General features: G+C 60.7%; 19 protein-coding genes and 3 pseudogenes. 15 read left to right on the top strand and 7 right to left on the bottom strand.

The features are described from left to right. Positions 1-222: 222 nt before the first annotated feature. A pseudogene (locus tag ABK249_RS08610) lies at positions 223-444 on the bottom strand (transposase); the annotation flags it as partial. Positions 445-558: 114 nt separating this feature from the next. Next, positions 559-699 carry a hypothetical protein gene (locus tag ABK249_RS08605; protein ID WP_348862626.1) on the bottom strand — a complete coding sequence of 47 codons (141 nt, stop codon included), beginning with the start codon at positions 697-699 and terminating at the stop codon, positions 559-561. 26 nt (positions 700-725) lie between these two features. Between ABK249_RS08605 and ABK249_RS08600 the strand changes: the two genes are divergently transcribed. From ABK249_RS08600 to ABK249_RS08585, 5 genes and pseudogenes are all read left to right on the top strand, one after another. After that, positions 726-998, top strand: a complete 273-nt coding sequence (locus ABK249_RS08600; protein ID WP_348862591.1) for a hypothetical protein — start codon at positions 726-728, stop codon at positions 996-998. A 23-nt stretch (positions 999-1,021) separates the two neighbouring features. Continuing rightward, positions 1,022-1,636, top strand: a complete 615-nt coding sequence (locus ABK249_RS08595) for a GNAT family N-acetyltransferase (RefSeq protein ID WP_348862590.1) — start codon at positions 1,022-1,024, stop codon at positions 1,634-1,636. A gap of 248 nt (positions 1,637-1,884) precedes the next feature. Beyond that, on the top strand, positions 1,885-2,229 hold the full coding sequence (locus ABK249_RS08590) for a hypothetical protein (protein WP_348862589.1): 345 nt from the start codon (positions 1,885-1,887) through the stop codon (positions 2,227-2,229). Further along, positions 2,195-2,293, top strand: a complete 99-nt coding sequence (locus ABK249_RS34025) for a hypothetical protein (protein WP_463139869.1) — start codon at positions 2,195-2,197, stop codon at positions 2,291-2,293. Before ABK249_RS08590 ends, ABK249_RS34025 begins: the two co-directional genes overlap by 35 nt. Before the next feature lie 24 nt (positions 2,294-2,317). Beyond that, a pseudogene (locus ABK249_RS08585) lies at positions 2,318-3,456 on the top strand (hypothetical protein). A 114-nt stretch (positions 3,457-3,570) separates the two neighbouring features. Here the strand turns inward: ABK249_RS08585 and ABK249_RS08580 are convergent. Further along, positions 3,571-4,437, bottom strand: coding sequence for a LysR family transcriptional regulator (locus ABK249_RS08580; RefSeq protein WP_037148280.1), 867 nt, complete (start codon positions 4,435-4,437; stop codon positions 3,571-3,573). Positions 4,438-4,536: 99 nt separating this feature from the next. On the opposite strand from ABK249_RS08580, the gene ABK249_RS08575 reads away from it, so the two are divergent. Then, positions 4,537-5,901, top strand: coding sequence for an MFS transporter (locus ABK249_RS08575; protein WP_348862588.1), 1,365 nt, complete (start codon positions 4,537-4,539; stop codon positions 5,899-5,901). A 374-nt stretch (positions 5,902-6,275) separates the two neighbouring features. Here the strand turns inward: ABK249_RS08575 and ABK249_RS08570 are convergent, their stop codons facing one another. From ABK249_RS08570 to ABK249_RS08555, 4 genes and pseudogenes are all read right to left on the bottom strand, one after another. Next, a complete protein-coding gene (locus ABK249_RS08570) occupies positions 6,276-7,808 on the bottom strand; it encodes a Fic family protein (RefSeq protein ID WP_348862587.1) in 1,533 nt (510 codons plus the stop codon). A gap of 160 nt (positions 7,809-7,968) precedes the next feature. Then, positions 7,969-8,424 (bottom strand): annotated as a pseudogene (locus ABK249_RS08565) (transposase); the annotation flags it as partial. A gap of 1,172 nt (positions 8,425-9,596) precedes the next feature. Beyond that, on the bottom strand, positions 9,597-9,881 hold the full coding sequence (locus ABK249_RS08560; RefSeq protein ID WP_037148286.1) for a helix-turn-helix transcriptional regulator: 285 nt from the start codon (positions 9,879-9,881) through the stop codon (positions 9,597-9,599). A gap of 366 nt (positions 9,882-10,247) precedes the next feature. Further along, positions 10,248-10,937 carry a GntR family transcriptional regulator gene (locus ABK249_RS08555; protein ID WP_348862586.1) on the bottom strand — a complete coding sequence of 230 codons (690 nt, stop codon included), beginning with the start codon at positions 10,935-10,937 and terminating at the stop codon, positions 10,248-10,250. Between the two features lie 340 nt (positions 10,938-11,277). Between ABK249_RS08555 and ABK249_RS08550 the strand changes: the two genes are divergently transcribed. The 9 genes from ABK249_RS08550 to atzF are packed head-to-tail and all read left to right on the top strand — an operon-like array spanning position 11,278 to position 20,640. Beyond that, positions 11,278-12,405 carry a BMP family ABC transporter substrate-binding protein gene (locus tag ABK249_RS08550; RefSeq protein ID WP_037148290.1) on the top strand — a complete coding sequence of 376 codons (1,128 nt, stop codon included), beginning with the start codon at positions 11,278-11,280 and terminating at the stop codon, positions 12,403-12,405. A gap of 38 nt (positions 12,406-12,443) precedes the next feature. Continuing rightward, a complete protein-coding gene (locus ABK249_RS08545; protein ID WP_348862585.1) occupies positions 12,444-13,574 on the top strand; it encodes an ABC transporter permease in 1,131 nt (376 codons plus the stop codon). Continuing rightward, positions 13,574-14,500 (top strand): ABC transporter permease, encoded by a 927-nt coding sequence (locus tag ABK249_RS08540; RefSeq protein WP_037148765.1) that lies wholly within the window; start codon positions 13,574-13,576, stop codon positions 14,498-14,500. Before ABK249_RS08545 ends, ABK249_RS08540 begins: the two co-directional genes overlap by 1 nt. A 15-nt stretch (positions 14,501-14,515) precedes the next feature. Next, a complete protein-coding gene (locus tag ABK249_RS08535; protein WP_348862584.1) occupies positions 14,516-15,532 on the top strand; it encodes a formamidase in 1,017 nt (338 codons plus the stop codon). Between the two features lie 10 nt (positions 15,533-15,542). Next, a complete protein-coding gene (biuH, locus tag ABK249_RS08530; RefSeq protein ID WP_348862583.1) occupies positions 15,543-16,244 on the top strand; it encodes a biuret amidohydrolase in 702 nt (233 codons plus the stop codon). Then, positions 16,241-17,794: an ABC transporter ATP-binding protein gene (locus ABK249_RS08525; protein ID WP_348862582.1), complete on the top strand. Its 1,554-nt coding sequence runs from the start codon at positions 16,241-16,243 to the stop codon at positions 17,792-17,794. The genes biuH and ABK249_RS08525 overlap by 4 nt, the downstream gene beginning before the upstream one ends. After that, entirely contained in the window at positions 17,794-18,477 is a 684-nt protein-coding gene (locus ABK249_RS08520; protein ID WP_348862581.1) for a cysteine hydrolase family protein, read from the top strand. Before ABK249_RS08525 ends, ABK249_RS08520 begins: the two co-directional genes overlap by 1 nt. Beyond that, positions 18,470-18,832, top strand: coding sequence for a cupin domain-containing protein (locus ABK249_RS08515; RefSeq protein WP_348862580.1), 363 nt, complete (start codon positions 18,470-18,472; stop codon positions 18,830-18,832). Before ABK249_RS08520 ends, ABK249_RS08515 begins: the two co-directional genes overlap by 8 nt. After that, positions 18,820-20,640, top strand: a complete 1,821-nt coding sequence (atzF, locus tag ABK249_RS08510; protein WP_348862578.1) for an allophanate hydrolase — start codon at positions 18,820-18,822, stop codon at positions 20,638-20,640. The genes ABK249_RS08515 and atzF overlap by 13 nt, the downstream gene beginning before the upstream one ends. Positions 20,641-20,683: the final 43 nt, after the last annotated feature.

The following is a 20,683-nucleotide window of genomic DNA, read 5'->3' as shown; positions in this document are numbered from 1 at the left end:
TGCGTCTGTCAGCGCTTCCAGACTGGTTGCCAGCAGCGGCGTTACCTTTTCCCGCACAATGTCACTCGCTGCGTCATGCCCGAACAGGCCAGCAGACTGCACACATGCCCCGGCATTATCAGGCCGGACGCTTTGATGCTCCGGGTCGGGGGATGTCGCTATGGCCTTGAGCGGTTCGCCAGCCGCAACGATCTCAATAAACGCTGAAGGTGCGGGAGACGCAGGGCTTTGCCTGTCTCTCTGCCGTTTCCGGTAATCGCTAATCCATTTGCGCACGAGGTTCGGGTTTAACCCATGTGTCACCGCAATGCCGGCAACCGAGACCCCGGGCTTCAGGCATTCCAGGACCAACCGCGCCTTGTCAGCCGGATCATATTCCCGGCCACCATTCGCCCGGATGCCTATCGGCTTCAGCTTAATACTGTTTCTCTCATTTCCATCCATCGCATCGCGCCCCTCCTTCGGGCGTGACGCAAATTGCATCATCACTCACAGCAAGCACAGGCGCAGAGAAATGCGCGCTTACACTACATCTACGCTATAGCCCTCTCATGATGGTTACGTCTGGATGAGCGCATGGCTATTCTGACACCGGAACAAAGTCCAGACGGCGGTGAGTTCGCCAGCGCGCAGAAGTCGGGCCAGCGTCTGCGCATCGCGGCGATCGGTCTTCACCCGGTCATTCGGCCGACGCGGCATCGAGAATCACCCTGTTCGGCGTCTTCATGTCGAGCGCGTTCAGCCGCACCATCGAACTGCCCTCCGGCCTGTCACGGGCTTTGGCTGAACAGGCTTCGCGCACGATCGGCGATGCCCACATCGCCGCAGGCCTCCTCCCGGGTGAGCGGGGCGCGGCATTGATCGAGGTAGGCAAGGCCGCCTTCACCCAAACGCACGCGCTCCTGCTGACGACGGCAGCCGGGGTAATCACCATGCTGGCGGTCCTGGTGTTCTTTACGCTGGCTGGGTCTCGCAGGTTGTCCCGTGCCCATCATTGACCGCCTTTCGAAGAGGATCGGACATGCAGATCATTGAGACCGAGCGCCTGATCCTGAGGCCATTTCGGGAGGGGGATGCAGCCGACCTCTTCGCTTATCTGCGCGCGCCCACCGCCAGCTGCTTCTTCTCGCTGAAGCTTGCAGACCTGACCGAGGCGGAGATCGAGGTCAAAAAACGCGCCCTCGACGAGGGCAGCGTGGCGATATGCCTGAAACAGACCGGTCAGGTCATCGGCGATCTTTTCGGCGGCGGCGCCGGAGAGGACGAGGAAGACGGGACCACCTCGGTCGGCTGGCACCTCAACCCGCAATTTGGTGGCCAGGGATATGCGTTCGAAGCCACAAGGGCCTTGCTGGACCATCTGTTCCGGGCAAAGGGCTTTCGCCGGATTTATGCCTATGTCGAAGACCACAACAAACCCTCGCAGCGCCTCTGCGAAAAGCTTGGCATGCGCCGGGAAGGTGTGTTCATCGAATTCGTATCGTTCACCAATGACGATGCGGGCAATCCGATCTACGAAAACACCATGCAATACGCCATCCTGCGCCGCGAGTGGATGTCTGGTGCTACAGCAACTGGTCAACCGCTTGGCATAAGCAGCGCCGCTGGCACCGACACGTCAGGCCGCCGCGTATGAACGGCGGTGATCGGCGGGGTGTGTATGCTCCTTGGTGGTGATGCGGCAGTCGACGGCGATAGCGACCTGTAGAGGGCAATCGGCGGTGTTTGGCGGGCCGCGACCGATAGTGATGATCACTACGTTTACGCTATAGTCCTATGATCGGGCGGTCCGACGCGAACGGCGCCTCGCGGTCACTATCCGGCTGTTCCAGCACCGCAGCCGCATGAGACAACCGGTAGGAAAGAGGAAAACGGATCAAAGACATGGCCAAAGCGAAACAATGGATGCAAACGACCCACGCGGCCCGCCCCAAGGTGCCGGTCGGCGCGGAAAAGCAAATGATCGTCGGGGCCTGCGAGGCCTTCATCCTTGAGGTATTGAAGCCGCGCTTCCTGCCGCAGATCAGGCCGACCGAATGGAACTACGTGATTGACATCCACGGTGCGTGGGCGGCAGGGCGATACCGCTTCATGCAGCGCTACCGGTCGGGCATGGAACACAATCGTGGCGAGGAGTTCGACGCGCCTTCGCCCGGATCGACCGCATGGGCCGGACCGTTTCGATATCTACTGGATGCGGCACACCGGCAAATGGTGGCGGCTCCATAGCGATGTGACGCTTGTCGGGGCGCTTCGAATCCTCGAAACGGATGGTGTCCTGCATCCAGTCTGATTTCTTGCCGAAGCGGTAGTGACCATGAGCGAATACCAATACTACGAATTCCAGGCGATCGACCGGCCACTCGGCAGAGCGGAACAGGAAGCTCTGCGGGCCTTGTCCACCCGGGCGCGGATCACGGCCACCAGCTTCACGAACACGTATGAATGGGGCGACTTCAAGGGCGATCCGGCCAGGTTGATGGAGAACTGGTTCGACCTGCATCTCTATCTCGCCAATTGGGGCTCGCGCCGACTGATGATCCGTTGGCCGGTGCATCTGGTCGATCGCAATCTGCTCGACGCCTTCCTGGGCGAGGTCGATGGCGCCGAGTTGCGGCGCGCCGGGCAGAACCTGATCCTGGACACCGCCTTTGACGAGGTGGAAGCCGAGGATCGGGACGATGGCTCGGGCTGGCTGGCGGCGCTCGCGCCGCTGCGCGCCGACGTGCTCGGGGGGGGGACCTACGTTTGTTCTATCTCCTCTGGCTGAGCGCAGTCGAGGCGGACGTGTTCGAGCCTGACGAGCAGGAGCCTATGCCGGGCATCGGGCCGATGACCGGAGCGTTGGAAGCTTTCGCCGAATTCTTCGATATCGATCGCGACCTTGTCGCGGCGGCTGCAGAGCGCGGTGCCGACACGCTGGCGGAAAAGCCGGCGTCATCGAAAGCAGTCAAGTCAATCATCGCCGCGATGACCGACCCCGAAAGGACCTCCTTTCTGACGCGGCTCTTTGACGGCGACGCGCATGTCGGCAATGAGTTGCGCGCGCTCGTCCGCCATCGCTTGATCCCGCCAACGGATACCCCGGCTATCGCCGTGCGTACCGTCGGCAACTTGCGTGCGCGTGCCAAAGCGATCCGGAAGGCCCGCGAGCGCACGCTGGCTGAAAAGGCGGCTGCCGAGCGGAAACGGCGCGAGGAGGAAACAGAACGGTCCCGCCGCGCCCGGCTCGACGCCATTGCCCGGCGGGGCGAGAGCATCTGGCGGGAGATCGAGGCCGAGATCGAGCGCCGCAACGCGACCGGTTATGACAGGGCCACCAGCCTGCTCCTCGACCTGAGGGCGATCTCCAAGGAAAAAGGCGCGCCCCAGGACTTCTTACGCCGCCTGCAGGAGATACGAAACCGTCATGCGCGGAAGGAGCTGTTAATCGAACGGCTGGCGAAATTGGGATAGCGTAGCGCGCTCTGGCGTAGGGTGGCGGGCCACGCCCGACGATGATGAGCACTATGTCTACGCTATAGCCCTCTAATGTCGCATTTTGATACCTCTGTTACCCCGGCGTCCTCATCACGCAGAAAAGCCGCCATGCTGGGTAATGAGCGCGACGACAAAATCCATCACAGCACGGACGGAAGACATCCTGCGCAGGTCCCGATGGACCATAAGCCAGATCTCCCTGGAAAAGGGTGGAACGTCCTCTCCGACCTGCATCAGGTCCGGGTCGGCGTCGCCCAAGAAGCAGGGCAGTCCCGCGACACCTGCGCCCGCCCGCGCCGCGATAAGATGCCCGCTGATGTCGCTCAACTCGCACGCAACCGGCCGTGCGCCGGCAATGCCGAGCAGCCATTTCTGCTGCGGCATGTCGGCAAAGCTCTCGTCGTAAGCGATGAACTGCCATCGATCAGGCGCCTCTCGATGCGCATAGTCCCGGCGCGCGTAGAGACCGAATGCCATCGTCCCGACTTTTCGCGCGAAACTGCCGGTCTCCTCGGGCCGCACCAGCCGTATCGCCACATCCGCTTCCCTGCGGCTGAGCGACACCTGCTGCGCCTGCGCAGCGAGAGAAAGACGGACATCTGGATAGAGATATCGAAAGTCCGCAAGATACTGCGCCAGTAGATGCGCCACCAGCACCGGCGGAGCACTGAGCGTGACCTTGCCGATAAGCGGTGTATGCGCAGCCTGGGCAATCCTGGCAACGCCGTCCGCCGCACTTTCCATCGTGACGGCCTGATCGAAAACCTGCTGGCCAATCGCCGTCAAACGACAGGATCGCGGCAGGCGGTCGACCAGCATCACATCGAGTTCGGCTTCGAGCGCCGCCAGCCGGCGGCTCACCGTGGCGTGGTCCACCTTCAAGGCACGCGCCGCGCCGGACAGGGTGCCGTTGCGCCCCACTGCCATGAAATGACGAAGATTTTCCCAATCGGCCATCGGTGCGATTTCTCCAGGTGCACTGGCATATATACCGAATTTTCGCACAGAAATCATCGGCGTAGTTTCGAGACAAATTACCTTTGTAAGGTTGTCTCGATGACTGTCTCTTCCCCCCTACACCCACGCATCACGCTTGCTGCCGCCGCGCTTGGTTTCGTGGTCGTTCTTCTCGACGTCAGTGTCGTCAACGTCGCACTCGACGCCTTGCGCACCGGCTTCTCCACCGATGTCGCCGGCCTCCAATGGGTCGTCAACGCCTACACGCTCATCTTTGCCGCCCTGCTGCTCATGGCCGGAGCCCTGGGAGACCGCTTTGGGGCGCGGGCAATCTTCATCACCGGCTTCGTTGTTTTCACGCTCGCTTCGCTTGCTTGCGGTCTGGCGCCGACGCTGGTGACGCTGATTGTGGCGCGGCTGGCGCAAGGCGTCGGCGCTGCGCTGCTGGTTCCGAACTCGTTGTCACTGCTCCAGCAGGCTTTTCCCGACAAGGAACAGCGGAACCGCGCGGTCGGCTGGTGGGGAGCCGCAGGCGGCATTGCACTGGCGGCCGGTCCCGTGGTCGGTGGTTTTCTGGTGACGCATATGGGCTGGCGCAGCGTTTTCCTGATCAACATTCCGGTCGGGCTGTTCGGCCTAGTCCTGATCCTGCGCTATTCCTCAGCCAGTCCCAGAAACGAGGGTCGGTCGCTCGATATGCCTGGGCAGGCAGCCGCCATCATCGCGCTCGCATCGCTGGCAACGGCGCTGACGGACGCGGCGCATCTCGGCTGGACGCATCCACGGATTCTGGTGGCCCTTCTCGTGGCCGTCCTCACCGCAATAGGCTTCATCCTGATCGAGGCGCGAAGCCACGCACCGATGCTGCCGTTGTCGTTCTTTTCCAGTCCCGACTTCTCGATCGCCTCGATTACCGGCGTCCTCGTCAACTTCGCCTATTACGGCCTGATCTTCGTCTTTAGCCTGTTCTTCCAACTGGAGCAGCATCTTTCACCGCAGGAAACCGGCATCGCCTTCCTGCCGATGACCATTGTCCTCATGGTCATGAACGTCATCGCAGGCCGATTGATCACGCGCCTTGGAGCGCGCCGGCTCATGGTGTTCGGCCTCCTTCTGGCAGCGACTGGATATCTTCTGCTGATCCCGGTCAGTGTCGGCGGCTCCTATTGGCAACTGGCCATGCCGATGCTGATGGCGGCGAGCGGCATCGCGCTGATGGTGCCGACGATGACGAATGTGACTCTCTCCTCAGTCGATCCATCACGGGCTGGCATCGCGTCGGGTGTTCTCAACTCGGCGCGGCAAGTGGGCGGCATGCTCGGCGTCGCGACGTGCGGGTATTTCGTGCGAGACACGGCGCCCGCCGCGTTCATGCACGGCATGCATCTCTCGCTCATCGTCGCGGTGGTCCTGCTGTTTATCGGCGCTGCGCTCTCGTTCTTCTGTCTCAACCGCGAGATTTGAAATGAGCACAAGCGCCTTGACGCGCGATGCGGCAATCGGCGGGAATATGCGTCTATTGCGCAGAGTATCGCGTCATAGCGCGCAATCGGCGGATCTGGCGGGCCACGCCAGATGATGATGAGCACTACGTCTACGCTATAGCACTCTAAAGCCGCCTTTCTCCCAATGCTCAAACTTCTACTGCCACCCCGGCAGAGCCGGGGGAACTCTAACGTTCGTTAAGCTCCTTTGGGACTACCCGAGGAATTTCATGAATGAGGCTCGATTACGAGCATTTTACTGTTTTTGGTCGATAAAGGCCGGTGAACATGAGTGCAAACGAATGCAGAACATAGATGCCGTCGTCAAGGACCTTTCAATGCTGGGTCGCCACGCTATAAGCCGTTCTTCGGCGACGGCACCTCCCGCTCATCATCGCCATTGTCCGCGGGTTCGGGGCTTAAGGCTTCTCGGATCGCGGCTTCGAGATCCTCGATGTCCTCATCCGAAAGTTCATCGAACATGGCTCGCTTTCGCTTCGAGATCGAGCCATGGTTCTGCATGTAGAAATTGACGAACATGGAAGCCCGTCTATCCGGCATATCGATAACTTCCCTCACCGCGTTATACGCCGTGTCGTAAACAGCCATGAAATCGAGCTCCTCCTTGAAGTCGATCCGGATCGTCTCGGAGATCTTCGCGTAGAGATATTCGACAAGCTCCGTTGCGTCGAAGTACCTATAAAGGGCCGATGTGTCGTTCGTCACCACGACCTGCTGCGCACGGTTCATTTCCCAGTCGATAAAATCCATTGTCGGCCTGGAGAACGACTCCAAGGCTGCGTCATATAATTTCTGGTCGCGGACGATTGCGGCCGATATCGGGAACAGGACGTCGTGCGGAGTGAACCCTTCTCTCGACAATACGTGATGGATCAGGAATCGGTGGATGCGCCCGTTCCCGTCTTCGAACGGGTGCAGGAATACAAAGGAAAAGGAGATTGCCGCCGCCGCCGCCACCGCGTCGTCGCAACCCTGCAGCCGCTCGGACATCGATGCCCAATCTTTCATTAGAGACGGGAGATCCTGAGGACGGGGGCAGACGAAGTGTACCTTCTCGCGATATCCGATCGTTTCGCCGACGAAGTTCTGGAAGTCGCGAAATCCCTTGGCAGCATATCGCGGATCAACAATCTGGTTCTGAAGGTCAACGAGGTCTTGATCACTAGCAGGGTTAAAGGATGCCGTCTTCCGCAGCGCGTTTATGAAGCGCTCCGCCTTCTGGCCTGTCGCGCGTTCGCGCTCGATCTCGAATGAAGACTTGGTTTCCTTGGTGTAGAGGTAATTCACCGCGCGGGCCAGGACCGTCGGATCACAGTCCTGAACCAGCTCTCTCGCCTGTTCATCGATACCTTCGGCTTGAAACCCTCTGATCGCGGGTGTCGGGCGGACGGTAACGCAAAATCCCGGGACACCAAGCATGTTGTTCGTTACACGGTGGCGAACCGAGTTGACACCGACAGAGCCGACATTAAGTTCGGGGTTGAGGGCTTTGGTGTACTGCACCACCGGAGCATCAGGGAGATCGAGAGTTTCGCGCGTGAAGAATTCGTACAGAAACCACGCACGGCGGGAGAACGCTCCGTTGGGCTCGGCGCGAACCATGTCCTTGATGACACCGGGATCGATCGCCTTCATGGCCGCCGCCATCACAGCGCTATCGACAGGCTCGTTTTTCAGTGCGAATTTCAGGTGTCCGGCGGTTGTATCTTCAGGCGCATACGGAGTACTGTATTTCTCGATGGTCCGGCCATTTCCGGTCGTTGTGCGCCTTGCACCCGGCCCGCAGTAGGAAGTCACTGCTGGGGGAGGCACGCGCAAGTGCAAGTTTTCAATCAGCCAAAGCTGCCCGACAGGGACGTCCACCATCACAAATCCTCAAAAAACTTTCAGCGAACTTAAAATTCTTTCAGCTTTTGGCGCAAGTCTCAAAAAACGTTCAGCGCGCTAAAAAAACATTCAAGAATTGGCGAAACCCTCAAAAAACGCCCCCCCCTGCGACGATGCCGCTATTGATTGCGAGGCGGACCTCCCCAGCCCAGGTCCGCTTCATCACGATCCCGTCGAGATAAAGATGGGGATAAGCGCCATCGATCGGCCGTTTCCGCCATTCCTCGATCTTGGCATAGATCTTCTTTGAGGTTCGACGCCGTTCCGGGGCTGACGCGCGTGCCCCAAAGCGCCTCGATGATATCCTCCGCACGGCGGACAGAGACACCCGCTAAATACATCTCGATCAATGCTTCCTCGACCTAGCTCTCGCGTCTTCGATAGCGCTCGATGATCACTGTCTCGAACGTCTGTCGCCGCAGCTTCGGAACCTTCAGCTTCCCTTCGCCAGCCGTCGTGTGCAGCGCTCGCTCATAGCTACCTGCACGCGTATCTTGACGGCCATCGCTGCGTTCATAGCGACCAGCGCCGCACAATCGGCCCGCCTCCGCGTCGAACATCGCATTCAGCGCTTCTTCGACCGTGCCCTCACCATCTCGCCCAGATGGCCCTTGATCCGATCCTCGTCAATCCGGATCACTTCCCCCCAGATCGCCGCGCTAATAGTCAACAGGCCGGGGCGCCGATGCCCCGCGGCGAAACAGAGGCAACGGCGCCCCACGTCCAAACCTTCCTGCCCAAAACCTACTCAACGTCGTGAATAAGACGGGCTTCTGTAACGGGCCTTCCCGAGTCAATCCCTTTTGAGCTTCATCCCTCGCCGGTCACTTGCTTCTGTCCGCAGTCGGCATGGAGGCCGCTGCTCTATGGGGTCGGTGAGGACCGGCCGACCAATCTAACGATACGCAGTCACCGAGGTGCTGCTTCCCGACGCCATCAACAACACAAACACTGGAGTATTCCCATGATACATCAATACCGGCATAGTGCTTCACGGTCATCTCGCCTTGATGCTTGGAGCAGGCCTATCCTGACTCCGCGACACCATCATTGTGAGGGATGACCACCAGCATCTCAAATACTGCCGGGTGGGGGATCAGCCCGTTACCCCATCTAGCATGTTGTTCGTTACACGGTGACGAGCCGAGTTGACACCAACGGATCCCACGTTCAAGTCGGGATCAAGGGCTTTAGTATGTTGCACGACCGGTGCGTCTGGCAGATCCAAGATTTCCCCGGTGAAGAACTCGTATAGGAACCTCGCACGACGGGAGAAGGCCCCCGTGGGTTCAGCGTGGTCCATGTCCTCGATAACAGCGGGGCCGATCGCCCGCCTGGCGGCGGCCATCACTGCACTATCGATGGGCTCATTTTTCTAGGCAAACTTGAGGTGGCCCGCGATTGTATCTGCGGGCGCGTATGTGGAGTACTGTATTTCTCGATCGTTCGGCCATCGTCGTGCGTCGCGCTCCCGGCCCGCGTAGGAGGTCACCGACGGAGGAGGAACGTGCAAGTTCTCAACGAGCCAAAGCTGTCCAACTTGGAAATCCGCCATCTCAAGTCCTCAAAAAAACGTTCAGCGACTTTAAAATTCTTTCAGATTTCGCAGCAAGACTGAAAAAACGTTCAGGATTCGGCGACATCCTAAAGAACGTTAGGGAATCAGAGCCTCAAAATTCTTTCAAAAATCCGTTCGATCCGAAAGAACCGCTGTCTCCGTCCACCCCCGGCAGCCACATCCAGACAAAGGCTTCTGTGGCATCCGCCCTAGAAGTCATCATCGACCTCCTTCACCGTATGGCGGACACTCTTGGGCAGCAGGGTCAGTTTTTCATCCAGGCGCGCATTGCGCAACTGGAGCGTGCGCTCGTCATAGTCGAACAGGCGCACTCCCACGAGGGAAGCGACTTCGAAGACCAGACCGATCTCAGGCCCCGGCGCGCCTTTTTCGATGCTGGAGAGCGTTGTGCGGCTGATGCCGGCGCGGTCCGCCAATTCCTGCGCGGTCAGGCTGCGCTCGGCCCGGCCGACGCGGATCAGCTTGCCCAGCATGGCGAGTGCCTGGTGCGTAACTCTGGAGTAGCTTCTCTGACGGGGCACGGTTATTACCTGCTTTGTTCATTTGAGTGGACACGAGGCCTTCTCACGTCCAGAATTTTGCACATAAAGCCGCGACGCTTGGGGTAATGTCAAGTTTTGTTCATTTGATTGGTCGTAAGGGTAGTTCGTGCACAGAGTTTGTACATAGCGGGTGAGTCGGGGGGGGGCGGCAGGTGCGATAAACTGAAGCGGCGGTGTGGGCTGTTATCACGGTTGGATATACGGAGTTTTCTTTTGGCTATGCCTTCACGGAAAATCTAATCCGCGGCTTGGCCACGGCCCCACCGGCGCGCCGGTCTTTGCCAATCTCGTGCACTATCACACCTTCCGATTGCCTGTCTTCGCAACCGCGAACACCGTGCTGGCATCGCTGACGATGGCAACATGCGAATAGGCCGTCTGGCCCGCGGCCGCGCCGTCCGCTCGCATGATCGCGGTGACGATCGCGTCGTGCTCTTCATAAGACCTTGCAAGGCGTCCCGGCAGACGAAATTGCGCCCGGCGGAACGGCGCCAGCCGGGCACGGGTCTGCGTCACCAGCTCGAAAACATGCTCATTGTGCGCACCACGATAGAGTCGCGTATGGAACTCTGTGTTGTGCGCCGAATAATCCTCTTCCGCGCCGGTATGTACCAGCTTTATGGATGCCCGGTGATCAAGCTCCAGTGCTCGCCTTTCATCGACGGTCATCCGCTCAGCCGAGAGCCTTGCGCAGACCGCTTCGAGCTCAGCCATCGCCTCGAACATCGAATGCAGATGGGCCTCGGTGACGTTGGTGACAACGGCGCTGCGGTTGGGTTCGCGGGCCACCAAGCCCATCACCCCAAGTTCTCGCAGGGCTTCCCGCACGGGTGTCCGGGACACCTCGAACCGGGCAGCAAGTGAAACCTCGTCGAGCTTCTCGCCCGGCAGCACTGCACCGGTGACGATCATGTCGGCGATCGCCCGCACCATTTGCTCGACGGTGGTTCCGGTTCGGGTGACTTCCCTGCGTCTGATCTGGCTCACGCTACTCTCTGCTCGCTTCGACGTTCTGCATACAGATGACCTTCTGCACCTGACAAGTCAAATTCCGTCCAGAAGTCACTGGCAATTTTTCATTTTCTAATCACGCACTTCCACCCTCTGGCAATTGAAATATCACTTGAAGGTCAGCATTCAGATCAAACAATAAGCATTGATTACTTATTAATCGATATTGCGATCAATCTGTATGCACTTTTCTAGAAAGCGTGAACTGGCGTGAAATTTCTTTAAGTAATAACAACAGCTTGAATTTTGGCACACACATTGCATGCACTTTTTGGCACCCGTTCAAACCCGGCCACACGCCGCAAGGAGATTCCCGATGACCAAACTCCTTTCCATGAATCGCCGCAATTTTCTCCAAACTTCCGCCGCCGGCGCGCTGGCCGGCATCGTGCCAGGCCTGGCCGGCTCGCCTGTGGCCGCCCAGACAGCGCTCACCATCGGCTTCATCTATGTCGGGCCGAAGGACGACTACGGCTATAACCAGGCGCATGCCGAAGGTGCTGCCGTCATCAAGGCCATGCCGGGCATTACCCTGGTCGAAGAAGAAAACGTCCCCGAGACCGTCGACGTTCAGAAGACGATGGAGTCGATGATCAATCTCGATGGTGCCGCCCTGCTCTTCCCGACTTCCTTCGGTTACTTCGATCCCCACATGCTGGCCATGGCAGCAAAATACCCGGATGTGGAATTCCGCCATTGCGGCGGGCTGTGGCAGGAAGGCAAACATCCGGCCAATACCGGCTCCTATTTCGGCTATATCCATCAGGGCCAGTACCTGAACGGCATCACTGCCGGCTATGCCTCGAAGAGCAAGAAGATAGGCTTCGTCGCCGCCAAGCCCATCCCGCAGGTGCTGCAGAACATCAACGCTTTCCTCCTCGGCGCCCGCTCCGTCGATCCGACCATCACCTGCCAGGTGATCTTCACCGGTGAATGGTCGCTCGCCGTCAAGGAAGCGGAAGCCACCAACGCGCTGATAGACCAGGGCGCCGACGTCATTACCTGCCATGTGGACAGTCCGAAGGTCGTGGTCGAGACCGCCGCCGGCCGCGGCGCATTCGTCTGCGGTTATCACGCCGACCAAAGTCCCCTCGCAAAGGACAAGTACCTGACTGGCGCCGAATGGGCCTGGGGCAGTGTCTACACGAATTTCATCAAGGCGGCCCAGAGCGGCGGCAAGCTCGGCAATTTCGTCCGCGGCGGCCTGAAGGACGGTTTCGTCAAGATGAGCCCGCTTGGTCCGGCCGTTTCCGCCGAGGCCCGCAAGACGTTCGAGGCGACGCTCGCCGAAGCCACGGCCGGAAAGCTCTCCGTCTTCAAGGGGCCACTCAAAGACAACAAGGGCAATGTCGTGATCACCGCCGACAAGGCTTACGCCGAGGACGCGATCGATCTCGAAAGCATGGCCTATCTGGTTGAAGGCGTTGTCGGATCGACGTCTTGATGCGGGTGGGGCTGACGTAACGTGAAGGGGGCAGCGCCATGACGGTTCAAGCAAACGATCCGGGACTATCCATAGTGGCGGGAAGCGGCGCGTCGCTCCGCCCCCTTCTCGAATGGCTTGCGCGACGGGCGGAGCCTGTGGCGATCGGGCTCGTCGCGATCCTGATCGGCCTGGCGCTCTTTTCCATCTTCATCCTGGTGATCGGCAAGTCGCCGGTCACCCTCTTCCAACTCATGTACACGGGCGGTTTTGGAAGCTGGTTCTCGATCCAGAACAGTTTTTCACGCGCCGCCCCCCTGCTTCTGACGGCGCTCTGCGTCGCCCTACCCGCCCGCCTCGGCCTTATCATCATCGGCGGTGAAGGTGCGGTGGTGCTCGGCGGCGTCGCTGCGGCAGCGGCAGCCATGCCGTTGGTCGGCCTCGTTCCGCCGGTCGTGCTGTTCGTCTTCATGGGGCTTGCCGCCATGGTGATCGGCGGGCTCTGGATCGGGCTCGCCGGTTTCCTGCGCCACTATCGCGGCGTCAACGAGACGATCTCCTCGTTGCTCTTGGCCTATATCGCAATCGCCCTGATGAACCAGTTCGTCGAAGGGCCGCTGCGCGACCCGGCAAGCCTCAACAAGCCCTCCACCAGGCCGCTGCCGGCCGAGTACATGATGGGCGACATTCCCGGCATGGACGTCCATTGGGGCCTCATTATCGGCATCCTCGCCTGCATCCTCTCCTGGATCCTGATGGAGGCGACGAGCTATGGTTTCGCGGCCCGCATCGCCGGCGGCAATGTCCGCGCCGCGCAGATTCAAGGCTTGCCGGTCGGCAAGCTGATCACGGGCTTTACCGCCATAGCAGGCAGTTTCGCCGGACTTGCCGGGATGGTGGAAGTGGCTGCGGTGCAGGGCAGCGCCAATGCGTCGCTGGCGGCCGGCTACGGTTATACCGGCATCCTCGTTGCCTTCCTCGCCCGCCACAATCCGCTGGCGATCATCCCGGTCGCCATCCTGCTCGGCGGCATCGATGCCTCGGGCGGCCTCATCCAGCGGCGCATGGGCCTACCCGATGCCACGGTGCTGGTGCTGCAGGGCATGCTCTTCATCGTCATCCTCTTCTGCGAGACCTTCTACGGCCGCTTCAAGATCTTCAATCCCGACCTCTGGAAAAGGAGCGCATGATGGAAGAGTCAGGTATCGGTTTCTGGGGCGTGCCTCTGGCGATCTTCGCCGGCGCCATCCGCGTCTCCACCCCGTTCATCTTCGTCTCGCTTGGCGAGGCGATCACCGAACGCTCCGGCCGCATCAATCTCGGACTCGAAGGCACGCTGGTCTTCGGGGCGATGACGGCCTATGCGATCGCGGTTCTGACCGGCTCGCCGACACTTGGCATCTTGGCCGCGATGGCGGCGGGCGCGGGGTTCGGCCTTATCCACGGCTGGATCTGCAAGTTCCCGAAGGTCAATGACATCGCGATCGGCATCGCCATGATGCAGTTCGGCCTGGGCATGGCATTTTTCCTCGGCAAGCCGTTCATCCAGCCGGTAGCGCCGAAACTTCCGTCCATCCCGCTCGGCGGCTGGTCCGGTATTCCGCAGGTGCAGGCAGCGCTCAACATCAATGTGCTCTTCTTTATCGGCGCGGCTCTGGCAGTGTTCCTCTTTTGGGCCTTCAGGAACACCCGCATCGGCCTGACCTTGTGCGTCGTCGGTGACAGTACCGATGCGGCCCGTGCCATGGGCATCAATCCGGATACGGTGCGGCTGCTCGCCACCGCCGTCGGCGGCGCGCTGGCGGCAATCGGCGGGGCATATCTGTCGCTCTATTACCCCGGATCCTGGAACGAAGGAATTTCCTCGGGCCAAGGGTTGATGGCCGTGGCGCTCGTGATCTTCGCCCGCTGGAACCCGATCGGCTGCTTCCTCGCGGCCTTGCTCTTCGGCGGCGCCGGCGCGCTCGGTCCGGCGCTGCAATCGGTCGGCGTCACGCAGGGCTATTACCTCTTCTATGCAGCACCTTACGTGCTGACCCTCATCATCCTGATCGCCACCTCTTCGCCCAACCGGTCGCTTGCCGGTGCCCCGGGTGCGCTGTCGCTCACGAAATAAAGGAGGAGTTCTCCGATGAATGGCTTAGGCGGTCTTAACAAATCCGAACACGGCGTCGGCATCGGTCTCGTGCAGCTCCAATTGCCGGTCACCGTCACCAAAGCGGACGTCGCGAAGCAGACGCAGGTGATCGTCGATCTGGTGGCCAAGGCGCGGCGCAACCAGCCGGGCATGGATCTCGTGGTCTTCCCGGAATACGCGCTGCACGGCCTTTCCATGGATATCAACCCGGAGATCATGTGCACGCTGGACGGGCCGGAGGTCGCTGCGTTCAGACGAGCCTGCAAGGATAACGCCATCTGGGGCTGCTTCTCGATCATGGAACTGAACCCCGGCGGCATGCCCTACAATTCCGGCATCGTCATAGACGATCAGGGCGAGCTGAAGCTCTATTACCGCAAGATGCACCCATGGGTGCCGGTCGAACCCTGGGAGCCGGGCAATCTCGGCATTCCGATGATCGACGGACCGAAGGGCGCGAAGCTCGCGCTGATCATTTGCCATGACGGCATGTTCCCGGAAATGGCGCGCGAATGCGCCTACAAGGGCGCCGAGATCATGATCCGCACGGCCGGTTATACGGCGCCGATCCGCGAGGCTTGGCGCTTCACCAACCAGTCCAACGCCTTCTGCAATATGATGGTGACGGCAAGCGTCTGCATGTGCGGTTCGGACGGCACGTTCGATTCGATGGGCGAAGGCATGATCTGCAATTTCGACGGCACGATCATCGCCCACGGCACGTCCGGCCGGGTGAACGAGATCATCACTGCCGAGGTACGGCCTGATCTGGTGCGCGAAGCGCGGCTCGGCTGGGGTGTCGAGAACAACATCTACCAGTTCGGCCATCGCGGCTACGTAGCCGTCGCCGGCGGCGCGGGCGATGCGCCCTACAGCTACATGCACGACCTCATCGCCGGGAAATACAGGCTGCCCTGGGAGGACAAGGTCAAGGTGACCGACGGCACTTCCTGCGGCTTCGAAAAACCCGCGCGGCGTTATGGCGAAACCTTCAAGCTGGCTGGCGAATAGGAGAAAGATAATGGACGCGATGGTTGAGACCAAAGGGCATTTTATCGACGCCGACCCTTACGCCTGGCCCTATAACGGCGATCTGAGACCGCAAAACACCGCCCTCATCATCATCGACATGCAGACGGATTTCTGCGGCAAGGGTGGTTATGTCGACCACATGGGTTACGACCTGTCGCTGGTGCAGGCGCCGATCGAGCCGATCAAACAAGTCCTCTCTGCCATGCGGGCCAAGGGCTACTACATCATCCATACCCGCGAGGGACACCGGCCGGATCTTGCCGACCTGCCGGCGAACAAACGCTGGCGCTCGCAGCGCATCGGCGCCGGCATCGGCGACCCCGGCCCCTGCGGGCGCATCCTGGTCCGCGGCGAGCCCGGCTGGGACATCATCCCCGAGCTCTATCCTATCGAGGGCGAGGCGATTATCGACAAGCCCGGCAAGGGCTCCTTCTGCTCCACAGATCTGGAGCTGATCCTCAACCAGAAGCGCATCGAGAACATCATCCTCACCGGCATCACCACCGACGTCTGCGTCTCGACCACGATGCGCGAGGCGAACGACCGCGGCTTCGAATGCCTGCTTCTCGAAGACTGCTGCGGCGCGACCGATTACGGCAACCACCTCGCCGCCATCAAGATGGTGAAGATGCAAGGCGGCGTCTTCGGCTCCGTCTCCAATTCCGAAATCTTGGTGAGCCAGCTTCCATGAGCAATATCGTCCGCGATACGCCCCTCCCTCAGACCGGCAAGGCGATCGGCGTCGAAACGCTTGGCATGACCATGCGCTTCGGCTCGTTCACTGCGCTCGACAATGTCTCGATCAGCGTGCCGGCCGGTTCGTTCCATGCGCTACTCGGCGAAAACGGCGCTGGCAAGTCGACGCTCGTCAAATGCATTATGGGCTTCTACCATGCAACCTCAGGCTCGCTGTCGGTCGATGGCCGCGAAGTGGCGATCGCCTCGCCTAAGGATGCCGCGACCTACGGACTCGGTATGGTCTATCAGCATTTCACGTTGGTCCCGTCGCTGACCGGCGCGGAAAACCTCGTCATCAGCCGCTCCGAGGTACCGGCCGTCATCAATTGGGCAAAGGAGCGGAAGGATCTTGCGGCCTTCGTGGAGCGCATGCCGTTCAAGATCCCGCTCGATCGGCCGGTGAGCGAACTCGCCGCCGGCGAAAAGCAGAAGCTGGAAATCGTCAAGCAGCTCTATCTCGGCCGCTCGCTCCTCGTGCTCGATGAGCCGACCTCGGTGCTGACACCCGCGGAAGCCGACGAGATGCTGGGGCTTGTGCGTGGCATGACGGAGCGCGGCGAACTGACCGTATTAATGATTTCCCACAAGTTCCACGAGGTGACGAAATTCACCGACGCAGTCTCGATCCTCAGGCGCGGCAAGCTGGTCGGCACCGGCAGGATCGGCGAGCTTTCCACCGCCGACATGGCGGCGATGATGATCGGCGACGTCAAGCTCGCCGAGCTCGACAGCCGCCGCCCCGTATCGGAAGCGGCAAAACCAGTATTGAAGGTCAGCCAGGTCAAGGCGCCGGACCGCTCGGGTCTGAAAACGATCGAAATCGCGGACCTGACGGTCCGCCCCGGCGAGATCGTAGGCATAGCCGGCATTTCCGGGAATGGCCAGAAAGAGCTCACGGAAATCCTTGCCGGGCAGCGGCCGACCGATACGGGTCGCATCGCCGTCAACGGTGAGACCTATGGCGCCACTCGTTCGGAAACCCGCAAGAACAACGTTCGTTTCATCCCGGAAGAGCCGTTGCAGAACGCCTGCGCGCCAAAAATGACGGTGAGCGAAAACCTCGCCTTCCGCACCTTTGACCTCAAGCCGAATGGCAAGGACGCGATCTGGCTTTCCAGGGGCGCAATGAAGAAGCGGGCGGCCGCGCTCATTTCGGATTTCAAGGTGAAGACGGCCTCGTCGTCGTCGCCGATTGCTGCCCTTTCCGGTGGCAATGTGCAGCGCGCCGTACTTGCCCGCGAGCTGACCGGCGACGTCGATCTTCTGATCGTCTCCAATCCCTGTTTCGGCCTCGACTTTTCCGCCGTGGCGGAGATCCGTGCCCGCATCATGAAGGCCCGCAATTCCGGCACGGCCGTGCTGCTGCTTTCCGAAGACCTCGACGAACTGCTCGAAATGTCGGACCGCATCATGGTCATCTCGGAGGGTAAACTGGTCTACGAAACGCCGGCCCGCGGGGCGGATGTCGGCGTCATCGGCGCACATATGGCGGGGCATCACTGATGGGCGACATCAAGGCGGAACCCTTCGCCTTCCCGGCGATACCGGAAGCACTGGCGCTGATCGTCATCGACATGCAGCGGGATTTCGTAGAACCCGGCGGCTTTGGCGCCAGCCTTGGCAACGATGTCAGCCGCATCATGAAGATTGTGCCGGACGTGAAACGCCTGATCGAGGGTTTTCGCTCCGCCAACCTGCCGGTCATCCACACGATGGAGTGCCACAAGCCGGACCTTTCCGATCTGCCGCCTGCAAAACGGGACCGCGGCAACCCTTCGCTCCGGATCGGCGACGAAGGCCCAATGGGCCGCATTTTGATCTCCGGCGAGCGAGGCACCGAAATTCTGTCGGAACTTGCGCCAATCGACGGCGAGGTGGTGATCGAAAAACCCGGCAAGGGCGCCTTCTATGCCACCGAATTCGGCGAAGTGCTGAAAGCGAAGGGCATCCGCCAACTCGTCTTCGCCGGCGTGACGACGGAAGTCTGCGTCCAGACAACGATGCGCGAGGCGAACGACCGCGGTTACGAATGCCTGCTCGCCGAAGAGGCGACCGAGAGCTATTTTCCGGAGTTCAAGGCGGCCGCCATCGCCATGATCCGCGCCCAAGGCGCGATCGTCGGCTGGACGGCCCATGTGGACGATATTCTGGAAGGGATCGTGCCAAGGGGGATGACCAATGCCTGAATCAACTCGCGAACTTCTGACGCTAGGCGGCTGGAAAGACTTGGAATTCGAGCCCTTCCGCGGCGAGGTCACCATCCACTGGATTCGCTCTTTCGAGGGCGACCAGCCCGGCGTGGCGCTTTTGAAATACGAGGCGGGCTCCGGCGTTCCCCGCCATCGCCATGAGGGCCTCGAAACCATCCTCGTGCTCGACGGCGTGCAATCCGACGAGGCCGGTGACTACAGCCGCGGCAGCTACATCGTCAACGCGCCAGGCAGCGAACATTCCGTCTGGAGCAATACCGGCTGCGTCGTGCTGATCCAATGGGACCGGCCCGTGAAAATACTCGAAGAGGAAATGGCATGCCCCCGCTAACGACACCGGCTTTCGATATCGCCTCGCTGCACGCGTTCTACAGGGATGGCGGCAGCGTCACCGACATTGTCGAGGGTGTCTTCGCCCGCATCGCGGAGGTGAACGATCCCGGCATATTCATCCATCTGGCGCAGAAGGACGCGGTCCTTGCGGAAGCGGCCAAACTTGGCGGTTTCGATCTGGGAAAACCGCTCTTCGGCATCCCCTTCGCGGTAAAGGACAATATCGACGTCGCCGGCATGCCGACCACCGCTGCGTGCCCCGACTATGCCTATCTGCCGGAAAGGGATGCGACCGTCGTCCGGCTGCTGAAGCAAGCGGGCGCGCTCGTCATCGGCAAGACCAATCTCGACCAGTTCGCCACCGGCCTCGTAGGCGTCCGCTCGCCCTACCCGATCCCGAAGAATGCCATCGATCCCGGCCTGGTCCCCGGCGGCTCGTCCTCCGGCTCGGCGGTGGCGACGGCCCAAGGCATCGTCAGCTTCGCGCTTGGCACGGATACCGCCGGTTCGGGCCGCATTCCCGCCGGTCTCAACAACATCGTCGGCTTGAAGCCAAGCGTCGGTGCACTCTCCACCACCGGCGTCATTCCCGCCTGCCGTACACTGGATTGCGTCTCGATCTTCGCACTGACGGTGGACGATGCCTGGAAGGCCTTCTCTGTTGCATCGAAATATGACGAGACCGACGCCTACTCGAAATCCATCCCCGCCGCGGGCTACGGCCCAACACCGCAAATGCTGACGATCGGCGTGCCGGCCAAGACAGACCTGCAATTCTTCGGCGATACAGTAATGGAGGCCGCCTATTTCGACGCACTTTCGACACTAGCGAGGCTCGGCCACAATTTGGTCGAAGTATCGTTCGGCGACTTCTATAAGGTTGCAAACCTGCTTTATGAGGGCGCCTGGGTGGCGGAGCGTTATGCGGCAATCAGGCCGTTCTTCGATGAGAAAGAGGCCAGCCTTCATCCGGTGACGCGCCAGATCTACGGCGGCGCCAAGACACTCTCGGCGGCTGACGCCTTCAATGGGTTCTATGCCCTGCAGGAGCTTAAAAAGAAGATCGAACCGCTGGTCGCCTCGGTCGATCTTTTCTGTGTTCCGACTGCTCCGACGCATTACACCCTTGCCGATCTGGAAGCGGAACCGATCCGGGAGAACTCCCGCCTCGGCACCTATACGAACTTCGTCAACCTGCTCGATATGTGTGGCATCGCCGTACCGGCCGGCACCCGCGCCGACCGCCTGCCGGCCAGCGTCACGCTTCTGGCTCCCTCTGGCCGCGACGGGCTGACTGCCTCGCTCGCCCGCGATCTCCATCGGGCGAGCGGCTTGACGCTCGGCGCTACCGGCTGGCCGCTACCCGCAGCGGCGGAAATCATCTCGGCACCCGAAGACAACCAGTTGATCGATATTGTCGTGATCGGCGCCCATCTTTCCGGCATGCCACTAAACCATCAACTCACCGAACTCGATGGCAAATTCTCCCGCGTCGCACGGACATCGGCAGCTTACAGGCTCTACGCACTGGCGGACACCGCGCCGCCGAAACCCGGCATGATCCGCGTAGAGGAAGGCGAAGGCGGCGAGATCGAAGTGGAAGTCTGGAAGCTGACGCCGGCGGCTTTCGGGCTGTTCGTTGCGGCCATCCCCGGCCCGCTGAGTATCGGCACAGTGACGCTGTCGGATGGAACCTCGGCCAAGGGTTTCCTCGCCGAGCCGCTCGGGCTTAAGAATGCTCTCGACATCACCGCCTTTGGCGGATGGAAAGCATATTGTAAGAACCTGGCCTTCACGACCCGTTGAACTCCCGGGCGAAGATGCCAACTTTCATCGAGCATCCTCGATG

The organism is Neorhizobium phenanthreniclasticum (genome assembly GCF_040066075.1).
In the GTDB taxonomy this organism is placed as follows: domain Bacteria; phylum Pseudomonadota; class Alphaproteobacteria; order Rhizobiales; family Rhizobiaceae; genus Neorhizobium; species Neorhizobium petrolearium.
This window is presented reverse-complemented; position numbering and strand designations above follow the sequence as displayed.